10 protein-coding genes are annotated in these 17,365 nt (G+C 62.7%); 2 read left to right on the forward strand and 8 right to left on the reverse strand.

What is annotated here, in order from left to right; genetic code table 11:
* Positions 1-22 precede the first annotated feature (22 nt).
* Positions 23-3,340 carry a PAS domain-containing sensor histidine kinase gene (locus BMZ66_RS09185; protein ID WP_092671462.1) on the reverse strand — a complete coding sequence of 1,106 codons (3,318 nt, stop codon included), beginning with the start codon at positions 3,338-3,340 and terminating at the stop codon, positions 23-25.
* 170 nt (positions 3,341-3,510) lie between these two features.
* On the opposite strand from BMZ66_RS09185, the gene BMZ66_RS09190 reads away from it, so the two are divergent.
* Positions 3,511-4,707, forward strand: coding sequence for a PAS domain-containing sensor histidine kinase (locus BMZ66_RS09190; RefSeq protein ID WP_143080124.1), 1,197 nt, complete (start codon positions 3,511-3,513; stop codon positions 4,705-4,707).
* A 187-nt stretch (positions 4,708-4,894) separates the two neighbouring features.
* Here the strand turns inward: BMZ66_RS09190 and BMZ66_RS09195 are convergent, their stop codons facing one another.
* The 3 genes from BMZ66_RS09195 to BMZ66_RS09205 form a co-directional block, all read right to left on the reverse strand.
* Positions 4,895-5,332 (reverse strand): response regulator, encoded by a 438-nt coding sequence (locus BMZ66_RS09195; RefSeq protein WP_092671468.1) that lies wholly within the window; start codon positions 5,330-5,332, stop codon positions 4,895-4,897.
* Between the two features lie 30 nt (positions 5,333-5,362).
* Positions 5,363-8,251, reverse strand: a complete 2,889-nt coding sequence (locus tag BMZ66_RS09200; protein ID WP_092671471.1) for a PAS domain-containing sensor histidine kinase — start codon at positions 8,249-8,251, stop codon at positions 5,363-5,365.
* Between the two features lie 199 nt (positions 8,252-8,450).
* On the reverse strand, positions 8,451-8,831 hold the full coding sequence (locus BMZ66_RS09205) for a hypothetical protein (RefSeq protein WP_092671474.1): 381 nt from the start codon (positions 8,829-8,831) through the stop codon (positions 8,451-8,453).
* 775 nt (positions 8,832-9,606) lie between these two features.
* On the opposite strand from BMZ66_RS09205, the gene BMZ66_RS09210 reads away from it, so the two are divergent.
* Positions 9,607-10,446 (forward strand): PA2169 family four-helix-bundle protein, encoded by an 840-nt coding sequence (locus BMZ66_RS09210; protein WP_092671477.1) that lies wholly within the window; start codon positions 9,607-9,609, stop codon positions 10,444-10,446.
* 187 nt (positions 10,447-10,633) lie between these two features.
* Here the strand turns inward: BMZ66_RS09210 and BMZ66_RS09215 are convergent, their stop codons facing one another.
* From BMZ66_RS09215 to BMZ66_RS09230, 4 genes are all read right to left on the reverse strand, one after another.
* The gene (locus tag BMZ66_RS09215) at positions 10,634-13,072 is read right to left on the reverse strand and encodes an SBBP repeat-containing protein (protein ID WP_092671480.1); all 2,439 of its coding nucleotides are present in this window, start codon (positions 13,070-13,072) and stop codon (positions 10,634-10,636) included.
* A gap of 814 nt (positions 13,073-13,886) precedes the next feature.
* A complete protein-coding gene (locus tag BMZ66_RS09220) occupies positions 13,887-14,345 on the reverse strand; it encodes a hypothetical protein (protein ID WP_092671483.1) in 459 nt (152 codons plus the stop codon).
* A gap of 291 nt (positions 14,346-14,636) precedes the next feature.
* Positions 14,637-15,290, reverse strand: a complete 654-nt coding sequence (locus tag BMZ66_RS09225; RefSeq protein WP_143080125.1) for a hypothetical protein — start codon at positions 15,288-15,290, stop codon at positions 14,637-14,639.
* Between the two features lie 255 nt (positions 15,291-15,545).
* Positions 15,546-17,264, reverse strand: coding sequence for a type IIL restriction-modification enzyme MmeI (locus tag BMZ66_RS09230; RefSeq protein ID WP_234795047.1), 1,719 nt, complete (start codon positions 17,262-17,264; stop codon positions 15,546-15,548).
* Positions 17,265-17,365: the final 101 nt, after the last annotated feature.

Here is a 17,365-nt window from a genome sequence, read left to right on the forward strand (position 1 = left end):
CAAGCGGGGTAGAAGGAGGAGGTTAGGACACCGGGTGTACGGGAAAAAAGACCGTGAAGGTGGTGCCCTTCTCGAGCTGGCTGGTGACATCGATGCGGCCGCCGCTGTTTTCAACAATTTTCTTGACCATGTAGAGGCCAATGCCCGAACCCTCGACGTGGGTGTGCAGGCGTTGAAACATACCGAAGAGCTTGGCTGAGCCCTGGTTGAGGTCAACGCCAAGGCCGTTGTCCTGCACGCGCAGCACGTGGAAACGCTCTTGCCGGAAATAGCTAAGCTGCACGTGCGGGGCGCGGTCGGGGTGGCGGTACTTGAGGGCGTTGCTGAGCAGGTTGTACACCACTGAGCGCAGGTTTTTTTCAGAGAAAGGCAAACGCACGGCGGCCGGCACGTCGAAGGTGAGGTGGGCCTGGGTTTGCTGCACCAGGGGCAGTAGGTCGAGCCGCACTTCTTCTACCAGCGCCGCCAGCGGCACCTGTGTGGCGGGCTGGGCGTGCTCTTTCTGCAGCTTGCTCACGTCGGTGAGGTAGGCAATGGTGCGTTTGAAGCGCTCGGTGGCGTTTTGCATGAGCCGCAGCATTTCGGGCACGTCGCCGACCAGCGCGGCGGGCGGCAGCTCGTGGGCGAGGGCCAGCAGCAGGCCTTCGATGTTGGAAATGGGGGCCTTGAGGTCGTGCGAGGCCGTGTAGATGAAGTTGTCGAGGTCGATGTTGGTGCGCGTGAGCTGGGTGTTGGACTCGAGGAGCTCTTCGTTGGTAGCGGCCAGCTCTTCGTTGATGACCGCCAACTCTTGGTTGAGGCCGTCGACTTGCTGGCGGGCCTCCACCTGCTCGGTGATGTCCGAGACCAGGGTGTAGAAGCCGGCCACGGTGCCGTTTTGCACGTCGGGCACGTAGCTGGTGCGGATGTATTTGGTGAAGCCTGCGCGGTAGGGCATCTGGGCTTCGAAATCGAGCCGCTCGCCGGCCAGGGCACGGGCCATATAGCCTTCGCTGGCGGCGTAGGCCTTTTCGCCAATCACCTCGCGCACCAGCCGGCCCAGCAGCAGGGCCGGGTCCTGGTTGAACCAGCTGCGGTAGGCTTCGTTGGCGTAGCGGTAGCGCCGCTCGCTGTCGAGGTAGCCGATGAGTACGGGCAGGGCGTCGGTGATGAGGCGCAGCTGGCGGGCGCTGGCCTCGCTGGCCTGGCGGGCCCGCACTTGCTCGGTTACTTCAAACACAAAGGCGAGCACGCCGTCGACCTGGGACTGCTCGTTGAGCCGGGGCTGATAAACCGAACTGAAGTAACGGTCTTCGAGCGGGGCGCCGGGGCTGGGTGCCAGGCGGATGAGGGTGTCCTGCTCAGAGTGAGTTTGCCCGGTATCGTACACTTGGCGCAGCCAGGCGAGTACATCGGTGCCGGCCAACTCGGGCAGGGCCTCCATCAGGGACAAGCCCACTAGGGTGCGGTACGGCACCAGCCGCTGGCAGCCGGGGTTCACGAACTCAAACACCAGCTCGGGGCCGGCCAAGATGCAAATGCCTGCGGGGGCTTCCTCGAACAGGCGCAGCAGGCGCTGCCGCTCAACCTCCTGCGTGCGGCGGGTTTCCACCTGCTCGGTCACGTCGTAGGCGAAGACGGAGACGCCGGCAATTTTGCCTTCTTCGCAGTAGGCCTGGTAAGTAAAGTTGAAGTATTGGGGGCGGGAAGGGCTGTCCCTGGTCGGCGGCATCACCAAAGAAACTTCAGTGCCCGAGTAGGTTTCGCCCGTTTGGTACACTTGGTCCATGAGGGCGCCGAAGCCCATCTCGACCAGCTCGGGCACGGCCACGGCCAGGTCCTGGCCCACCAGCTGACGGCCGGGGAAAAATGCCTGGTAGGCAGGGTTTACGTATTCGTAGCGGTGGCTGGGCGAGCGCAGCAGGGCCACTATGGCGGGGGTTTGCTCGAATACCTGATAGAAGGCTTCGCGCTCGTGCGCCTGGCGCCGGGCCGCGGCCAGAAGCTCGGCCTGTAGCGTTTCATTCTGTTGGCGGGCCCGCACCTTTTCGGTAACGTCGACGATGAAGGCCAGCACACCGGCGGGCTGGTTGGGCCCGGCCTGCAGCGGCTGGTAGATGAAGTCGATGTAGTGCGACCGGCGCTGGCCGTCGGCGTCGAGCAGCTGCACCTGCGCTTCGGTGCCAACGCTGGCCTGGCCGGTGGCATACACTTGGTTGAGCAGGTGCAGGAAGCCTTGCTCGGCTACTTCGGGCAGCACCTGGGCCATGGGGAGGCCAGTTTGGGCGCGGCCACCGGTGAAGGCCTGGTAGGCGTCGTTGCAGAATCGGTAGCGATGGTCGGCGCCTTCGAGGGCGGCAATGGCGGCGGGCACCTGTCCCAGAATTTGCCGCAGCTGGTCTTGCTGGCGGCGCAGCTGCTCGCGCTGCTGCTCGGTGGTGAGCAGGGCCGCCTGGAGCTCGGCGGTGCGGGCGGCCACGCGGGCTTCGAGCTCCTCGTTGAGCTGCTGCACCTGGCGGCGGGCGAGCACCTGCTCGGTCACGTCGAAGGTGAAGTCGAGCAGACCGTCGACGCGGCCCTGGCTGTCGCGCAGAGGGTAGAAAAACAGGTTGAGGAATACTTGCTCGCGGTGACCGGTGGTGTCAAATTCCAGCCACACTTCCTGCTCCGGGGCATGGTAGGGCTCGCCGGTTTGGTAAACGTAGTCCATGGCCGCAAACACGCCGTGCTCGCCGGCTTCGGGCATCACCTCGCGGATGGAATGGCCCAGCAGGGCCCGCCCGGAGAAGTAGCGCTGGTAGCGGGCGTTGGCGAAGACGTACTGGTAGTCGGGGCCGTGGTAGGTGGCTATTTGGGCGGGCAGGGCCATGAGCACCTCGTAGAAGCGCTGGCGCTGGGCGTCGGCGTCGGCGCGGGCGGCTTTTTCGGCAGCCTGGGCTTCGCGCAAGGCTTGCTCGACGGGGGTGCGGGAGTGGCTAGCCGTATCGGTGAAGCTGACCACCAGCAGCTCGCCGCTGCGCCGGGCCGCTAAGTGGAAGTAGTTGTCGAGGCCGTCGGCCTGGTAATTGGTTTCGTAGGTGTCGGCAACCCCGGTTTCGTACACGCGGCAGAGATAGTCGAAGATGCCGGTGGCCGCCGTGTGGGGGAAACGGGTCAGAATCGTGCCGCCGGGCTGTTCGGGCAGCCCGGTCATGCGCTGGCCGGCCGGGTTGAGGTAGTCGACGGCAAAATCTTCTACTTTGCCGGTGGGGCCGTGGAGGGGGCGCAACAGATTAACGCCGGTGAGGGAAACGGCCAGTAGGTCGACGAGCAGGCCATCGGAAAAGGCGTAGGGGGCAGTAGCTGCCTGGAACTCTGCCATGGACGAGAACAGGGATTTAACCGGGAAGATGTGCTTCCATACGTGGGTTAAAAGCGGGCGTTGGCGTAGCTCGACAGTAGTAAAGGCTACTTATTTGTCGGGATGGGGAGGCCTCCGGCTTCTGGGTGTACCTTGCCCGCCCTTCTTCCATCAGCTTCCGCCGCTTCGCCATGCCCACCCCTTTAGAGTGCCTTTCCCTGGAGGAGCAAAACGAGGCCCTGCGCGAAGAAAACCGGCAATTGCGTGCCCACCAGGCGACGCACGCGCAGCAAATTCCCTCCGACGACGGGCAGCGCCAGGCACGGTTTCGGACGGTATTCGAAAACTCGCCGTTCGGCCAGAAAATCATTACCCCGGACTTGACCATCCGGCAGGCCAACCGGGCGGCGGCCGCCATGCTGGGCTGCGGCAGCGTGGAAGAACTGGTGGGCCGCAAAATCATGGAGTTTGCCCACCCCGACCACCAAGCCGACTGGCAGTTTCTGCAAGAGCGGCTGTGGGCGCACAAGCTGCCGTACTTCACCCTGGAAACCTGCCTGGTGCGCTGCGACGGCTCCTCGTTCTGGTGCCAGGTGACCTCCATCCGGTTTCCGGACGCGGGCGAAGAGCTGGGCTACACGCTGCTGGAAGACATTGGCGACCGCAAAGAGCTGGAGCTGTCGCTCAAGCGCCTCTACGATGCGCAGGAAACCATTCTGCACCTCGTCACGCACGACCTGAAGACGCCCATTGCCCACATTCAGCTGCTCGCCGACCTGCTGCAGCACCAGGCAGACGCGCCGGAGCGGCTGGCAACCGGCGGCCGGGACGAAACCCAACAGTACCTCGACCTCATCCGCCGGGCCTGCACCGACGCCGAAAAGCTGCTCAAGGACGTGCTGTTTCTGGGCTCGCTCGACGCGGCCCACCTCAAAAAGCAACCCATCGACCTCAATGCCTGGCTGCAGCAGCGCCTGCAGGCCCCGCGCCTGGTGGCCCAGGACAAAGGCAATGCCCTGGTGACGGATATACCGGAACAGGTATTTCACGCCAACATCAACGCGGATGCCTTCGGGCGGGTAGTCGACAACCTGGTGAGCAACGCGCTGAAGTTTACGCCGGCCGGGGGCCGCGTGACGGTGGGGCTGCAGGAGCGGGCGGGCCGCGTGCTGCTGACCGTGCGCGACACCGGCATTGGCATTCCGGAAGCGCTGCAGGCCGAGCTGTTCGAAAAATTTAGCCCCTCGGCCCGCCCCGGACTGACCGGCGAAGCCAGCACGGGCCTGGGATTATTCATCACCAGGCAGATTGTGCAGCTGCACCGCGGCCGCCTGTGGGTGGAAAGCCAGGAGGGCGCGGGCACCTGCTTTTTTGTGGAGCTGCGCTGAGAGGGCTGGGGTGACAGGGATTTACAGAAGAATAATGTAGAGGCGCAATATTTTGCGTCTCGGTGTTCGCGCGGTTAGAATTACGCCTTGAGTCATCTTCTTGGTGCAAGTCGTTCAACGCCGAGACGCAAAATATTGCGTCTCTACATTATTGTTCAGTAGGTGTTTTCAGTAGGCAGGGCGGCTTTTAGCGCGGGGGTTCGCTGTCGCGGGCGGGCTGGTCGAAGTGCTGGTGCAGAATCTGGTTGATTTTGTCGCGGGTGAGGGGCTTGGTGAGGTAGCCGGCAATGGGCAGGCCCTGCATCTGCTCGAGGTCGCGGGGGTTGAGGGAGGTGGTGAGCATGATGATGACCACGGCCGGATTGTTGGTGGGCGGGCGCTGGGTATAGGCCTGCAGAAACTCGAAGCCGTTCATGAGCGGCATCTTCATGTCGAGCAGAATCAGGGCGGGGCAGGAGGGCGTGGCCACGGGGTCGCAGTGGGTTTGCAGCAGGTCGAGGGCCTGCTGGCCGTTGCCGGCCACGAGCACGGTGTCGGTCACGGCCATGCGCCGCAGCAGGGCCTGGTTGAGGAAGTTGGTCGTGTCGTCGTCGTCGACGAGCAGGGTGCAGGAAATGGCGGCCATTGAATAAAGGAGGGTAGCTGGAAAAAAGAATCAGGCAGGGGAAGCCGCGTGGGGCAGGTATACGAAGAAGGTGGTGCCGGCGCCGAGCTGGCTGTGCACCTCGATGCGGCCCCCGGCGTTCTCGACCATGCGCTTGACCATGTAGAGGCCAATGCCGGTGCCCTCGACGTGGTCGTGGAAGCGCTGGAACATGGTGAACAGGCGGGGCAGGTGGCCCGCGGCGATGCCGAGGCCGTTGTCGTGCACTTCGAGCACAGTGTAGCCAGCGCGCACATGGGCCCGCACGTCCACGTGCAGCGTGCGGTCGGGGTGGCGGTACTTGAGGGCGTTGCTGAGCAGGTTGTAGACGATGCTGCGCAGGTTCTTTTCAGAGAATAGAATGGGCGGCAGGTCCTTAACGTCGACCACCAAGCGGGCGCCGCTTTGCAGAAGCAGGGGGCGCAGGTCCTGGCGCACGTCTTCCACAACGTTGTGCAGGTTGACGGCCGCGGTGGCGGGGCTGTGCTCTTTTTGCAGCTTCGACACCTCGGTGAGGTGGTCGATGGTGCGCTTGAAACGCTCTACCGACTCCAGCATGCGCGTCAGGGTGGGGCCGACATCCGCGTTGGCATCCTCGATTACGGCGGCGGGCAGCTCTTCCTGCAGCAAATACAGCAGGCCTTCAATGTTGGAAATGGGGGCTTTGAGGTCGTGCGAGGCGGTGTAGATGAAGTTATCGAGGTCGACGTTGGTGCGCACCAGCCGGGCATTGGCGGCAGTGAGCTCGGCCGCCATGGCCTGGGCCTGCTGGCGGGCCAGCACCTGGTCGGTGACTTCGAAGGCAAACACAAGAATACCGTCGATGGCCCCCTGCTCGTTGTAGCGGGCCTGCTGAATGTAGTTGAAGTAGCGGTCTACCAGCACCCCATCGGGCTGGACCAGCGGAATGAGCATGCTCGTTTCCTCGTGCGTGGCTCCCGTCTCGTATACCTGGCGGAACGTGCGGGACACCACATGCTCCGAGATTTCGGGCAGGGCCTCCAGCAGCGGCCGGCCGTGCAGGTGGCGGCCGGGAAACAGGGCCTGGTAGCTGGGGTTCACCAGCTCGTACACCATGTCGGGGCCGGCGAGGATGCAGACGGCGGCGGGGGCCTGCATGAACAGCTGCTCGAGGCGCTGCTGCTGGAACGCCCGCTCTTGCCGGGCCACTACCCGCTCGGTCACGTTGTAGGCAAAGATGGAAATGCCCGCAATCTGGCCCGCTTCGCGGTAGGCCTGGTAGGTGAAGTTGTAGTAGCCGGTCTGGGGCGCATCGCCGTTTTGCGCCACCACGGTGAATAGCACTTCGGCCCCAAAGAAGGTTTCGCCGGTTTGGTACACGCGGTCGAGAATGGCCACAAAGCCCTGCTCCTGCAGCTCGGGCACGGCCTCGGCCAGGTGCAGGCCCACCAGCTGGCGGCCGGGAAAAAGCTGCTGGTAGGCCGGGTTGGCGTATTCGAAGCGGTGGTGGGGAGCGCGCAGCAGGGCAATGAGGGCCGGCGTTTGCTCGAACACGGCCTGGAAAGCTTCGCGCTCCTGCACCTGGCGCTGGGTAGCCGCCAGCACTTCGGCCTGCAGCGAATCGGCGCGGCGGCGGGCCTGCACCCGCTCGGTCACGTCGACGGCGAAGCTCATCACGCCTTCAATCTGGCCGGTGGCGTCGAAGAGGGGTTGATACGAGAGGTCGAGGTAGACGTCGTGCAGCTCGCCGTTGGCAAGCAGGTCGAGGCGGGTGAGGCGCTCCTGCTGGTGCAGGGCTTCGCCGCTGCGGTACACGTGGTCGATGGCAGCGTGCTGCTCCTCCGGCAGCTCGGGCAGGGCCTGGCGGCGGGGCAAGCCAAGCAGCGGGCGGCCTTGGAGCATCTGGGCTGTGCCCGGGTGTGCCAGGGTGAGCACGTGGTCGGGGCCGGTGAAGATGTTAATGAGGGCCGGGGCCTGCTGAAACAGGCGCAGCAGGCGGTTGCGCTGCTCCTCGGCCTCGGCGCGGGCCGCTTCGGCTTCGCGGGTACGGGCCTGCACCCGGGCCTCAAGGTCCTGGTTAAGCTCCTGGAGCTGCTGGCGGGCGAGCACCTGCTCGGTGACGTCGTACGAGAAGTCGAGCACACCATCGACGCGGCCCTCGGCATCGTACAGCGGCAGGTAAAAGGAATTGATGTGTACCGTACCTGGGCGGTCGGGGTGGGCCGGGTCGAAATGAACAGGAACCTCCTGGCCGTAGGCCGGCTCGCCGGTGGCGTACACGTGGTCGAGGCGTTCGAAAAAGCCTTGCCCGCCCACTTCGGGCATGGCCTCCTGCACGGGGCGCCCAAGTAGGGCGCGGTCCGGAAAGTAGTCCTGGTAGCGCTGGTTGACGAGGGTGTACACGTGCTCAGGACCAGCGTAAGTAGCTACCTGGGCGGGCAAGTGCATAAGCATTTGGTAGAGGCGCTGGCGCTGGGCCTCGGCATCTTCGCGGGCGGCTTTTTCAGCAGCCTGGGCTTCGCGCAGGTCAATCTCGACGGCCGAGCGCGGATAGTCGGTGGTGTCGGTGAAACTGACCAGCAGGCCGGTTCCGGCGCGGCGGGCGGCCAGGCGGTAGTAGTTGTCGTAGCCGTCGGCCTGGTAGTTGGTGCTGTATTCGCGGGGCTCACCCGACTCAAACGCGTCGATGTGGAAGGCTAGGGTGCCGTAAGCTTTGCTGTGGGGCCACTGCTCGCTGTGAGTCTGGGTGGGCACCTCGGGCATGTTCAACATGCGCTGGGCGGCGGGGTTAAGGTACTCGAAGGCAAAATCAACGACTTCGCCCGAGCCGCTGGGGTCATAAATGGGCGTGTAGAGAATGACGCCGGTAAGCGAGACGGCCAGCAGCTCACGCAGCAAATCGTCGGCGGGAGCAATGGCGGCAGCGGCAGATGGAAGCATGGGCAAAGGCGGCGTGACGAGGCAACAAAAAGAAAGAGCGGTTGAGCAGCGCGCCACCGTTAACCAACGAATATGCAGCGGGAAACGGGCCGCACCGGGTAAGGTTGCCGGCTGGCAGATATGCCGGGGTGGCGCAAAGGCTCCAGCGTAGGACGCGGCAACGGATTGGTTTTGCGGCAGGAGGGTGAATGCAGGCGGCTCAGAAGCTCAGGCGCAGCCCTGCGGCGGGAATGGCCGTGGCCAGGGCGGGCCCGGGAATCACTTCCAGCCGCAAGCCAAGGGAGGCCGCCCGCTGGCGATTGTGCCGGGCGGCCACATAAAGCGGAAGGCTGACTGCCGCAACCCCCAACCCGCCAATCATCACTCGTTCCCAGACCAGGTAGGAGGGGTTGACGCTGCTGTTTTGGAAAGTGCTGGCAATGCCCAAGGCCGCGGTGACTGCCACCGAGCCGCCCATGACCAGCATCACGTTGGCGGTGCGGCGCTGCTTAGTGCTTTGGAGCAAGTAGTCGTGTTGGGTAAGCAAGCGGGCAGGGTCGGGGGCTTGAGCAGCAGCCGGGCCAGCAGAAATTAAGAACATCAGGCACAGTAACCGGCGCATAACTACAAGGCAAGAGCAAGCCTGAAGCAGCGCGTGTTACGGCTTCGGCCGGAAAGAAAAGAACTAATTAGCTTGGTCTGGCTAGTCAGGGAGTTAAGGTTTAATGTCTGAGACTTCCTGCTGTGCGGGACCTTCCCGGCGGGACCTCACCCCTGCCGGGCACGGCCCCGGCCCCTCTCCAAAAAAGAGGGGAGCCACGGCACAAGAACGAAGTTGCTTACTCAACAGAAAGTCCCGTTGCGATTAGCTGCGGGACTTCCTGTTATCTTGATTTTGTCAGGCTCCCCTCTTTTTTGGAGAGGGGCCGGGGCCGTGCCCGGCAGGGGTGAGGTCCCGCCGGGAAGGTCCCGCACACCCAACTAACGCCTAAAGTAAAAAACAGCTCAAGTCAAATACGCTAAGCATGCCTTAAAGTAGTGCCAAGACGCGGAATCACCTTCTGTTGTTTCGCGCAGCAATCTTATAGGCGTGAAAGCAGCTGGTATAAGAGGCTTTCTTGAAGCCGAAGGAACTGACGAAAACTACAGCCGCAACGCAGCGCCGGGTACTTACTTCTGCTTCTGGTCCAATTCATTGCGCAGCTTGGCCCGGGCGGTAGCCAGCAGGCCGGCGCGGCCGGCCCCCGAAGCAGGACAGTTGCCCCCGGGCCGGGCCGCGGTTCGCAACCTTTTGGGCGGCTTCCGCGAAAGAGGTAGCTACCGGAGGCCATTTATGGGCCTCCGGTAGCTACCTCTTTCCATATTAGCTACTCCTTATGAGCCACCCCAATAGCCCCCGCGTCAGCACCGATTCTGCTGCTTCCCAAGTTCTTTCTCAAGCTGGCGACCAGCAGGCCCCAGCAACTGGCGCAGCCGATGCCGATGCCGCTGGCAATGCCACTAGCGACGCCTCTACTGCCTCGGCCGGCGGTGCGGCGCAGCTGCTTTCCCAGGCCCAGCGCTGGCTGCAAGACAGCGGCCTGAAAAACACCCTCAGCGAGCTGCCCGCTCCCGTAACCCACTTGGCCAGCCAGGCAAGCAGCCGCTGGCGCCAGATGTCGACCACGCAAAAAGTGCTGAGCGGCGCCGTACTGGCCGCTGGCGGCTGGTACTTGCTGCGCGGCACTGGCACGGGTGCCGCTGCCAAACCAACGAAGCGCCGTCGCACTGCCAAGGCCCAGGCCGATGCCCTGCACGAGCTGCTGCTTTTCGTGAACGACCGGGTGGCCGGCTACCAGCGCGCCGCCGCCGAAAGCAAAGACGCCGAGCTGCAGAGCTACTACAAGCACCTGGAGCAGCAGAGCAAAGACTTTTCGCGCAAGCTGAACATGTACCTGGGCGAGCAGGACGGCGGTTCCGAAACCAGCACCACCCTCAAAGGCAAAATCTACCGGGCCTGGATGGACTCGAAAGCGGCCATCACCGGCTTCAGCGAAACTGCCATTTTGGGTTCCAACGTCTACGGTGAGGAGTGGGCCCTGAAGGCCTACGAGGAAGCCCTGCAAAACAAAAGCCTCAACTGGGCCCTGCGTAGCGAAATCCAGCGGCAGTACACGCAGTCGCAGAAAACCTACGAGCGCCTGCAGGACCTGCAGCGCAAGCAGGAGCAGCAATAGTCCGGGCCGCCTCATTGTGGCGGGCCTGTCGTGTTCCGAGTAAATAAAAAAGCCCCGCTTCCTTGCTGGAAGCGGGGCTTTTTTGTGCCCTGGGCAGGGCGGAGGCGTGTGCTCGGAAGCAGTGGCTAAACTACTAGGTGCCTGCCCAGCCCAGGGGCTTATAGACTGAGGCCAGCCGGGGCACTGATTACTGAATAATCAGGCGCTGCCACTGCTGGTGGCCGCCGCTGCGCAGGCGCAGCTGGTACAGGCCGGGAGCAAGCTCAAGGCCTGCCACCGTGACTTCGCGGGGGGCGCCGGCGGCTAATGTCCCCTCGAACACGGTCCGAATTAGGCGGCCCTGCAGGTCGAAGATGGCGACTTGCGCCGGGCCCTCGGTGGGCGCGGCCAGGTGCACCTGAAACGTGCCGTTGCTCGGGTTGGGGTAGGCTTCCAGAACATAGCGGCTGGCTGCCACTGAACTTCCTGCTGCGCCAGCCGTGGCCGAGGCCATGGTGGCCTGCTGCGCGGTGGGCGCCCCCACGGTAATCGTGACGGTGCTCAGGGAATACAAAGTAGGCGTGCACGGCTCCAGGCCGCCGTATTCGACCACGTAGCCGGCGATGCTGGCGCCGGTGGCGCACTCGTCTAAGTCATTCCAGAACCCCGACGGGCCGTAGAGCATGCCGTAGTCCTCGCCCTGCGGACGCCACTGGTTTTTGAAGTCGTCGGGCTGGCCGGGGAGCCAATTGGTGTAGGACAGGTCGTCGCCTTTCCACAGGAGTTGGCCGGCTTCCGGGCCCGTTTTCCACCGCCATTCGCCCTCCACGTCCTTATCGGAGGCCCCGAACCAGTAGGCCCCGTTCTGCCGTCCCTTCAGAAAATTCTGCTCCTCCAGGGCGGTGATGGTGGCCAGGTAGCCCTGCATGCCGCGGTAGGTGCGCCCGGCCGCCGCTACCTGGGCTGCCAACCAGCAAATGCCGGGGGCCGCTACAAACTCGTAGTAGTGCCCCGTGGAGCGGGACGCGAGAACCGGGCCGCTTTCCTGCACAAAATACGTCAGCTCCACCTGGCCGCGGAAGCCCGCGGGGGGCGTGTAGGTAAACGTGCCGTTCGCCTGCTGGGTCAGGGTACCCACCCGGGGCGGGTCGATGCTGGTGACCTGGAGCGGGCGGCCCAGCGGGTCGCTGTCATTGGCCACGAGCATGGCCGAGCTGAAGGTGAGCGTTGTCCCGGCGTTGGTGGCTAGCTGGTCGGGCCGCGCGCGGGGTGCCGTCTGCAGGGGGACGCATACGGGCTGAGTAGGCACGCCTTCTTGCTTGTACTTTATAGTGGCGATGTTCGTCAAACCGAGGTTAGCGTTCGCGTTGCCGGTTACCAGCACGTTGCCGCTCGGGTCGAGGGCAATATCGGCCGCACTGGCCGGGCTGGCGGAATTGTCGGGGGTTTGATACGTTGCGAGCCAGCGCTGCTGGCCGGCTGCATCGTACTTGATGGTGGCATACAGCCCATTGGCTGCCCCTGTAACGTAGGTATTGCCCACGGCGTCCAGCGCCAGGGCATTGGCCTGGTCTGGGTTGGCGCCGGCGCTGGTGTAGCGGGCTTCCCACAGCAGCTGCCCGCCCGGGGCATACTTCAGGGTGGCGTAGTCGGCGCCGCTGGCCGCGCCCTGCGAAACGCCGGTGACGAAGACATTGCCCGCCGCATCAATCTGCAGGTCGCGGGCCGCGTCGTCGCCATTGCCGGGGCCGTTGTAGCGCATTGCCCACTGCTGCTGGCCATCGGGGGCGTAGCTCACCGTGGCATAATCCGCGGCGGAGCTGCCCGTGACCACCACGTTGCCGGCAGGGCCAAAGGCCACGGTGGTGGCTAGGTCGACGCCGTTGGTGGGGCTGTTGTACTTAGCGGCCCACAGCTGCTGCCCGGTGGGCGAATACTTCAGCGTGGCGAAGTCGTAGACCGAGCCACCCGTTACGGCCACGTTGCCGGCGGCGTCCACGGCCACGTCGGTGGCGTTGCTGCCCTCGCCGTTGTAGCGGCGGGCCCACACCTGCTGGCCCGCCGCGTTGTATTTCACGGTTGCGTAAGCGCCATCGGAATTGCCAGTAACATACACGTTGCCGGCCCCATCCACGGCGATGGCCGAGGCATAATCATCGGCCGGTTGATTATTGAATTGAGGACCATCGTACCGGGATACCCATACTTGATGCCCGGCGGAGGAAATTTTGACCGTGGTGTAGTCGGAATGGTTGTAGCCAAAAAAGCTAAAAAAATTAGACCACCCTGTTATGTACACATTACCGGCCGCATCAACGGCCATGTCGGTAGGGATGGTGCCACTGAATTGCCCGAAGCCATTGCTTTCCTGCCAGAGCTCCTGACCAGCGGGCGAATATTTGGTGACCACATAACTGGTGCTGTTCAATCGGCCGCCTCGTCTCTGGCCGAGGGTGTAAACATTGCCGGCGGCATCGGTGGCGACTCTCAGGGCCTGCACGGTCGCAGCGAAGCCGGCATTGGAGTTGACGACCCATTCCTGCCGCACATTCTCGGCCGGGTTTGATACGGGCTGCCCGACCGCCGTAGCGCTCAGGGTTAGCAGGCCAGCTACGGTGAGCCAGGCGGGTGTAGATGTTTTTTTCATGCGCAGACGAATAATGAAAGGACAATACGGTCGTTCGGCGGGGTGATGGCGCCGTCCGAGAAATTCCGGGCTGGAGAGGTAATCCGCTGCTGCAGTGGTTCGTTGGGGTAACCTGAACCGTACAAGAGTGACAATCAAAGCTAACGAAATATAATTTTCCTTTCATTACATATCTAATAATATTTTGACTTTATCTCATGGTGTTTTGAGGGTTAGTTCGAAGGTTTTTTAATTTGTTGAATGCCGGTGCAGAGGTAGCCGAATAGAAGAAGAACGTCCTGCCGAGCGGAGTCGAACCGAAGGGGCCGTAGGCAAACAGCTCTACCTCATTAGTTAGCATGGTCTTTTGTTATGACTCAATCGTCTGTCATGCTGAGCCTGCGAAGCACCTTCTCACCGCTGAACAAGTCGTTGAGGCGTGATAAGGTGCTTCGCAGGCTCAGCATGACAGACGCGGGGCGAACAAAAGCGGAAGAGACGCCCCAAATGGCGCGAGTTTAGCGCAGCGTAACTCGTGACTTACTATTCGGGCGAGGCTGTGCCTCGCAATAGAACGACTGCTTCACGGCCCTCTGCCGGTTTGCCGCTGGGCGGCAGTGGAGTCGCAGCCTCCACATCATGTTTGGTCACGAGTTACGCTGCGCTAAACTCGCGCCAGTTAGCACAGTAGCGCACAGTAGCGCGGACTTTGTAGTCCGCGTCCCCGCGCCATTAGCAACCGTTGTAACGGCGCGGGGACGCGGACTACAAAGTCCGCGCTACTGTGCTACTGTGCGCTACATGCAGTACTTCCACCAATGCACTGGGCGAAGCATCAGGCTACGTAAGCCCCGTCCGGAGTTTGGCGCAGCAGCGACAGGGCGGCCAGCGTGGCCAGCAGGGGCTCGGCCTTGTCGGGTTTGAGGCGCTTGAAGCGGGTGGCTACTTCGGCCACGGTGAGGGCGGTGCCGGCTTGCTGCACCACCTCGCGCACGGCCTGCATTTGCTGGGCCAGCTCTTTGGGGAAGTCAGTTAAGAGGGAAGAGTTAGGAGTTAAGAGTTTTTCGGCTGGCTGGGTCGTCAGCCCACTGTTCATTGTTAATTGTTCGTTTTTCAATGATTTGGCCTGGTAGGCGGGGCGCAGGTAGCGGACGTGGCCGGCGGCCTCTTCCTGGGCGCGCTCGAGGTTGAGGCGCACGAGGCGGGTGAGAATCTCGGCCTCGGGCAGAGGGGCGGGCCAGGCGTAGGCCTCGGCTACGGCGGCGTCGAGCTGCTGGTGCAGGCTGAGGACCACGGAGGCGAGGACAAAGTGAAGCTAAAGGGTTAATTAAGTCGGTTCAACTACATTTGCAGAAATAAGAAAGGCCGCTATGCTCTCGCACAACGACCTTCCTAGGTGAATTGAGACCCTCACCACAGGCGAACTAAAGAAGAAAGGTTCGGTGCTCAGGGATTAGTTGATGAACACGGTTTATGAAACCGGCCCTGACTCCTTAATGCCGTATATGTTGGCGGCAACCCCATTCTTATTTAGTTCCGAGCCGCCCCCGAACCACCGGGGGCGGTTTTTTTTGTTCTTGTCTAGTTAAGATTTTGTTGAATTTAAATCGAGCTCACGGACAGCATCTTGATGCTGCGGTTTGATGTTTCCATGTTCGTCGAACCATTCGGCGCTAATAAAGTGGAAATCAACTTTATTGTGTAGAGAAGCTACTTTTCTTGCCCCTCCAGTTTTCACAACTCGCGAAACTTGAGGAGCCACTTGTATTAGGGCCGTTTTTACGTCTGGCTTAAAGTCAGGCTCTTCTTCAAAAATAGCTTGGACAACAGAGCTAGCTCCTTTGAAAGTATCAAAGCCATACTTTGAGGGGTTACGTAAGACAAACCTTATTTTGTCTAAATAAGACCAGTTAGGGTCATATTTGCCAACTTGCGCTGAGTTCGTTAGCAAGGAGTTGTGATTAATGCCCCCAGGAGTGTATTGTAGTGCGAATGCTGGCAGGTTATGAGCTTTTTCTGAAGTAGAGCCAGAAGAAGGCACAGCATTAAGGCCAAATAATTTGAGCTTGCTTTCGCAATCAAGGACATACTGATTTGCCTTTTCCAATGCAGCATCAATAGCTGCTTTTGTTTCCATCAAGCTATTCTGGGCTTGGCGAGCTTCCACCAATTTTTTTCCTAGAAATGTTGCGAGGTCTTCCTCTAGCTTGCCTTCAAAACGTGGGGTTTCATACGCCATGACCAAGTGTCGTTATTTAACTATGCAAACATACTCAGGGTAAAGGCGAATTCAAACCCGCCACTTGACATTATATTTGCTCGCCTCTTGTACTCCGCTTTGGGGCGGAGGTAAAAAGCTGTTTAATCGCCCCTTTAGTCACTATTTGCCGAAATATTTATTTTGAAATTTCTTGAAAATAAAATTCTTGCTAGTCAAGTGACACAGCTCTGTCGAACTCAAGTGAGTACGAAACCTTTTTCGAGTTTAAATTACTCAGAGGACTAATCGCCTTTTGACAGGCTTCATAGGCGAGACTTGTAGGCGGTACCTAAGAGGCGGAAGCAATGTGCGTATGTAGGGGCGGGTGGTGCCGTCCCAACGCGTGACGGGCTGGCCGTGGGCGTCGAGGCGGGGCGTGGGCGCGTCGTGGCGCAGGGCGGCGTCCTGCTGGCGGATGTTCTGGTAGGTATCGAGCAGCGGCTCGGCGAGCTGGGTGATGCCGTGGGTGCGCAGGTGCCACTGCAGGTAGCCGATGCGCAGCACCACGTCGGCAATGGCAGCGGCGCGCGGGTTCAGCTCCAGGCCCAGCAGCTGGCGCGGGCTCACGGTGGTGCCGCCCCCGAGGTCGAGCAGGCCGGTGTGGCCGAAGGCGTTGATGGCGGCCAGCACTTCGCCTTCCAACCGCTTCAGGTGTTCGAGCGTGACGTAGAGGAAGTTGCCCGAACCACAAGCCGGGTCGAGAATACGCAAGGAAGTAAGCCGAGTGAGGAAGCGCACCAGTTCCTGGCGGGCCTCGCGGGGCTGGCCTTCGTCGAGGCGGCGGGCGCTGGCGGCTTGTGCTGCCGTCCACTCGCGGCGCAGGGGCTCGAGCACGGTGGGCAGCACCAGGCGCTCCACGCAGCGGCGCGGGGTGTAGTGGGCGCCCAGGCTGTGGCGCTCCTTGGGGTCGAGGGCGCGCTCGAGCAGGGTGCCGAAGATGGCGGGCTCCACCTCGGTCCAGTCGGCCTGGACCGATTGCAGCAGCAGGGCGGCCTGGGCGGCGTTGAGGGGCAGGGCCGTGGCCTCGCGGAAAAGCTGGCCGTTGAAGCGGCGCAGGCGGGCCTTGAGGTCGGGCGAGAAGCCGCCGGTGTCCATGGTGCGCCAGATCGTGGCCAGGGCATCGGGCAGGAACTCGAGCAGCTCGGGCGTGCCGTACTGCCGCAGCATGCCCGTGAAGCTGGCCTTGGGGATGAGGCCGGTGTCTTCGGAGAACATCGTGAACAGGCAGCGCACCAGAAACTGGGCCACGGCATCGGTGTGGTGCCCGGCCCGCTCCAGCTGGGCCGAGAGGCGGGCCAGGCGCCCGGCCAGCTCCCGCGTAACGCGGGCGGCGCGGCGGCTGGGGTCGAGGGCGCGGGGCTCCGTCCAGATTTGGCGCAGCAGCTGGCGGGTGGCTTCATCGGCCAGGGCGGCCAGCGGCAGCCGGAAGCGGGGCTGGTCGGGGAAGGGCTGGTAGGCGTCGCCCACGCCGGCGAAGTTGGAGTACACGTCGAGGCAGTAGCCCACGTCGACCACCAGCAGGAAGAGGGGGCGGGGCTCGTCGGGCGGCAGGGCGCGCACGTAGCCCAGGGCCTGCTGGCGGGCGGCCTGCATCATCTGCTCCCAGCGCACGGTGCCGCGCTGGGCGTGGCCCTTGCGGCGGGTTTCGGGGGCGAGGCCCAGCTCGGCGCGTTCGGCCCGCTGCTGCTGGTCGGGGGTGTCGGTGCCCTGCTTGGTTTCGAGGATGAAGCAGCCGCGCTTGTAGAGGTCAATGCGACCGGTGCTCTTTTTGGGGCCATCGGCGAAGGTGACGGCGCGCTCGAGCACGTACTGGTCGTGGGCAGGGTTATCGGTGGTGGGGTCGGGGTGCGGGACTTCGAGGAGGTCGCAGAGGTCTTGCAGAAACAGGCCGTAGTTGGCGCGCTCGGCGCCGCCGGCGGGTTGCCAGCGGGCGGCGAAGTCGGGGTAGGTCATTTTTTGATGTTCGGGCGGGGCGCCTCACCCCCCGGCCCCCTCTCCGGTTGAGAGGGGGAGACGAGGCGGCGTGGATGGGATGCAAGGTAGGGGTGGGGATG

Source organism: Hymenobacter arizonensis (genome assembly GCF_900115775.1).
Taxonomy (GTDB): Bacteria; Bacteroidota; Bacteroidia; order Cytophagales; family Hymenobacteraceae; genus Hymenobacter; species Hymenobacter arizonensis.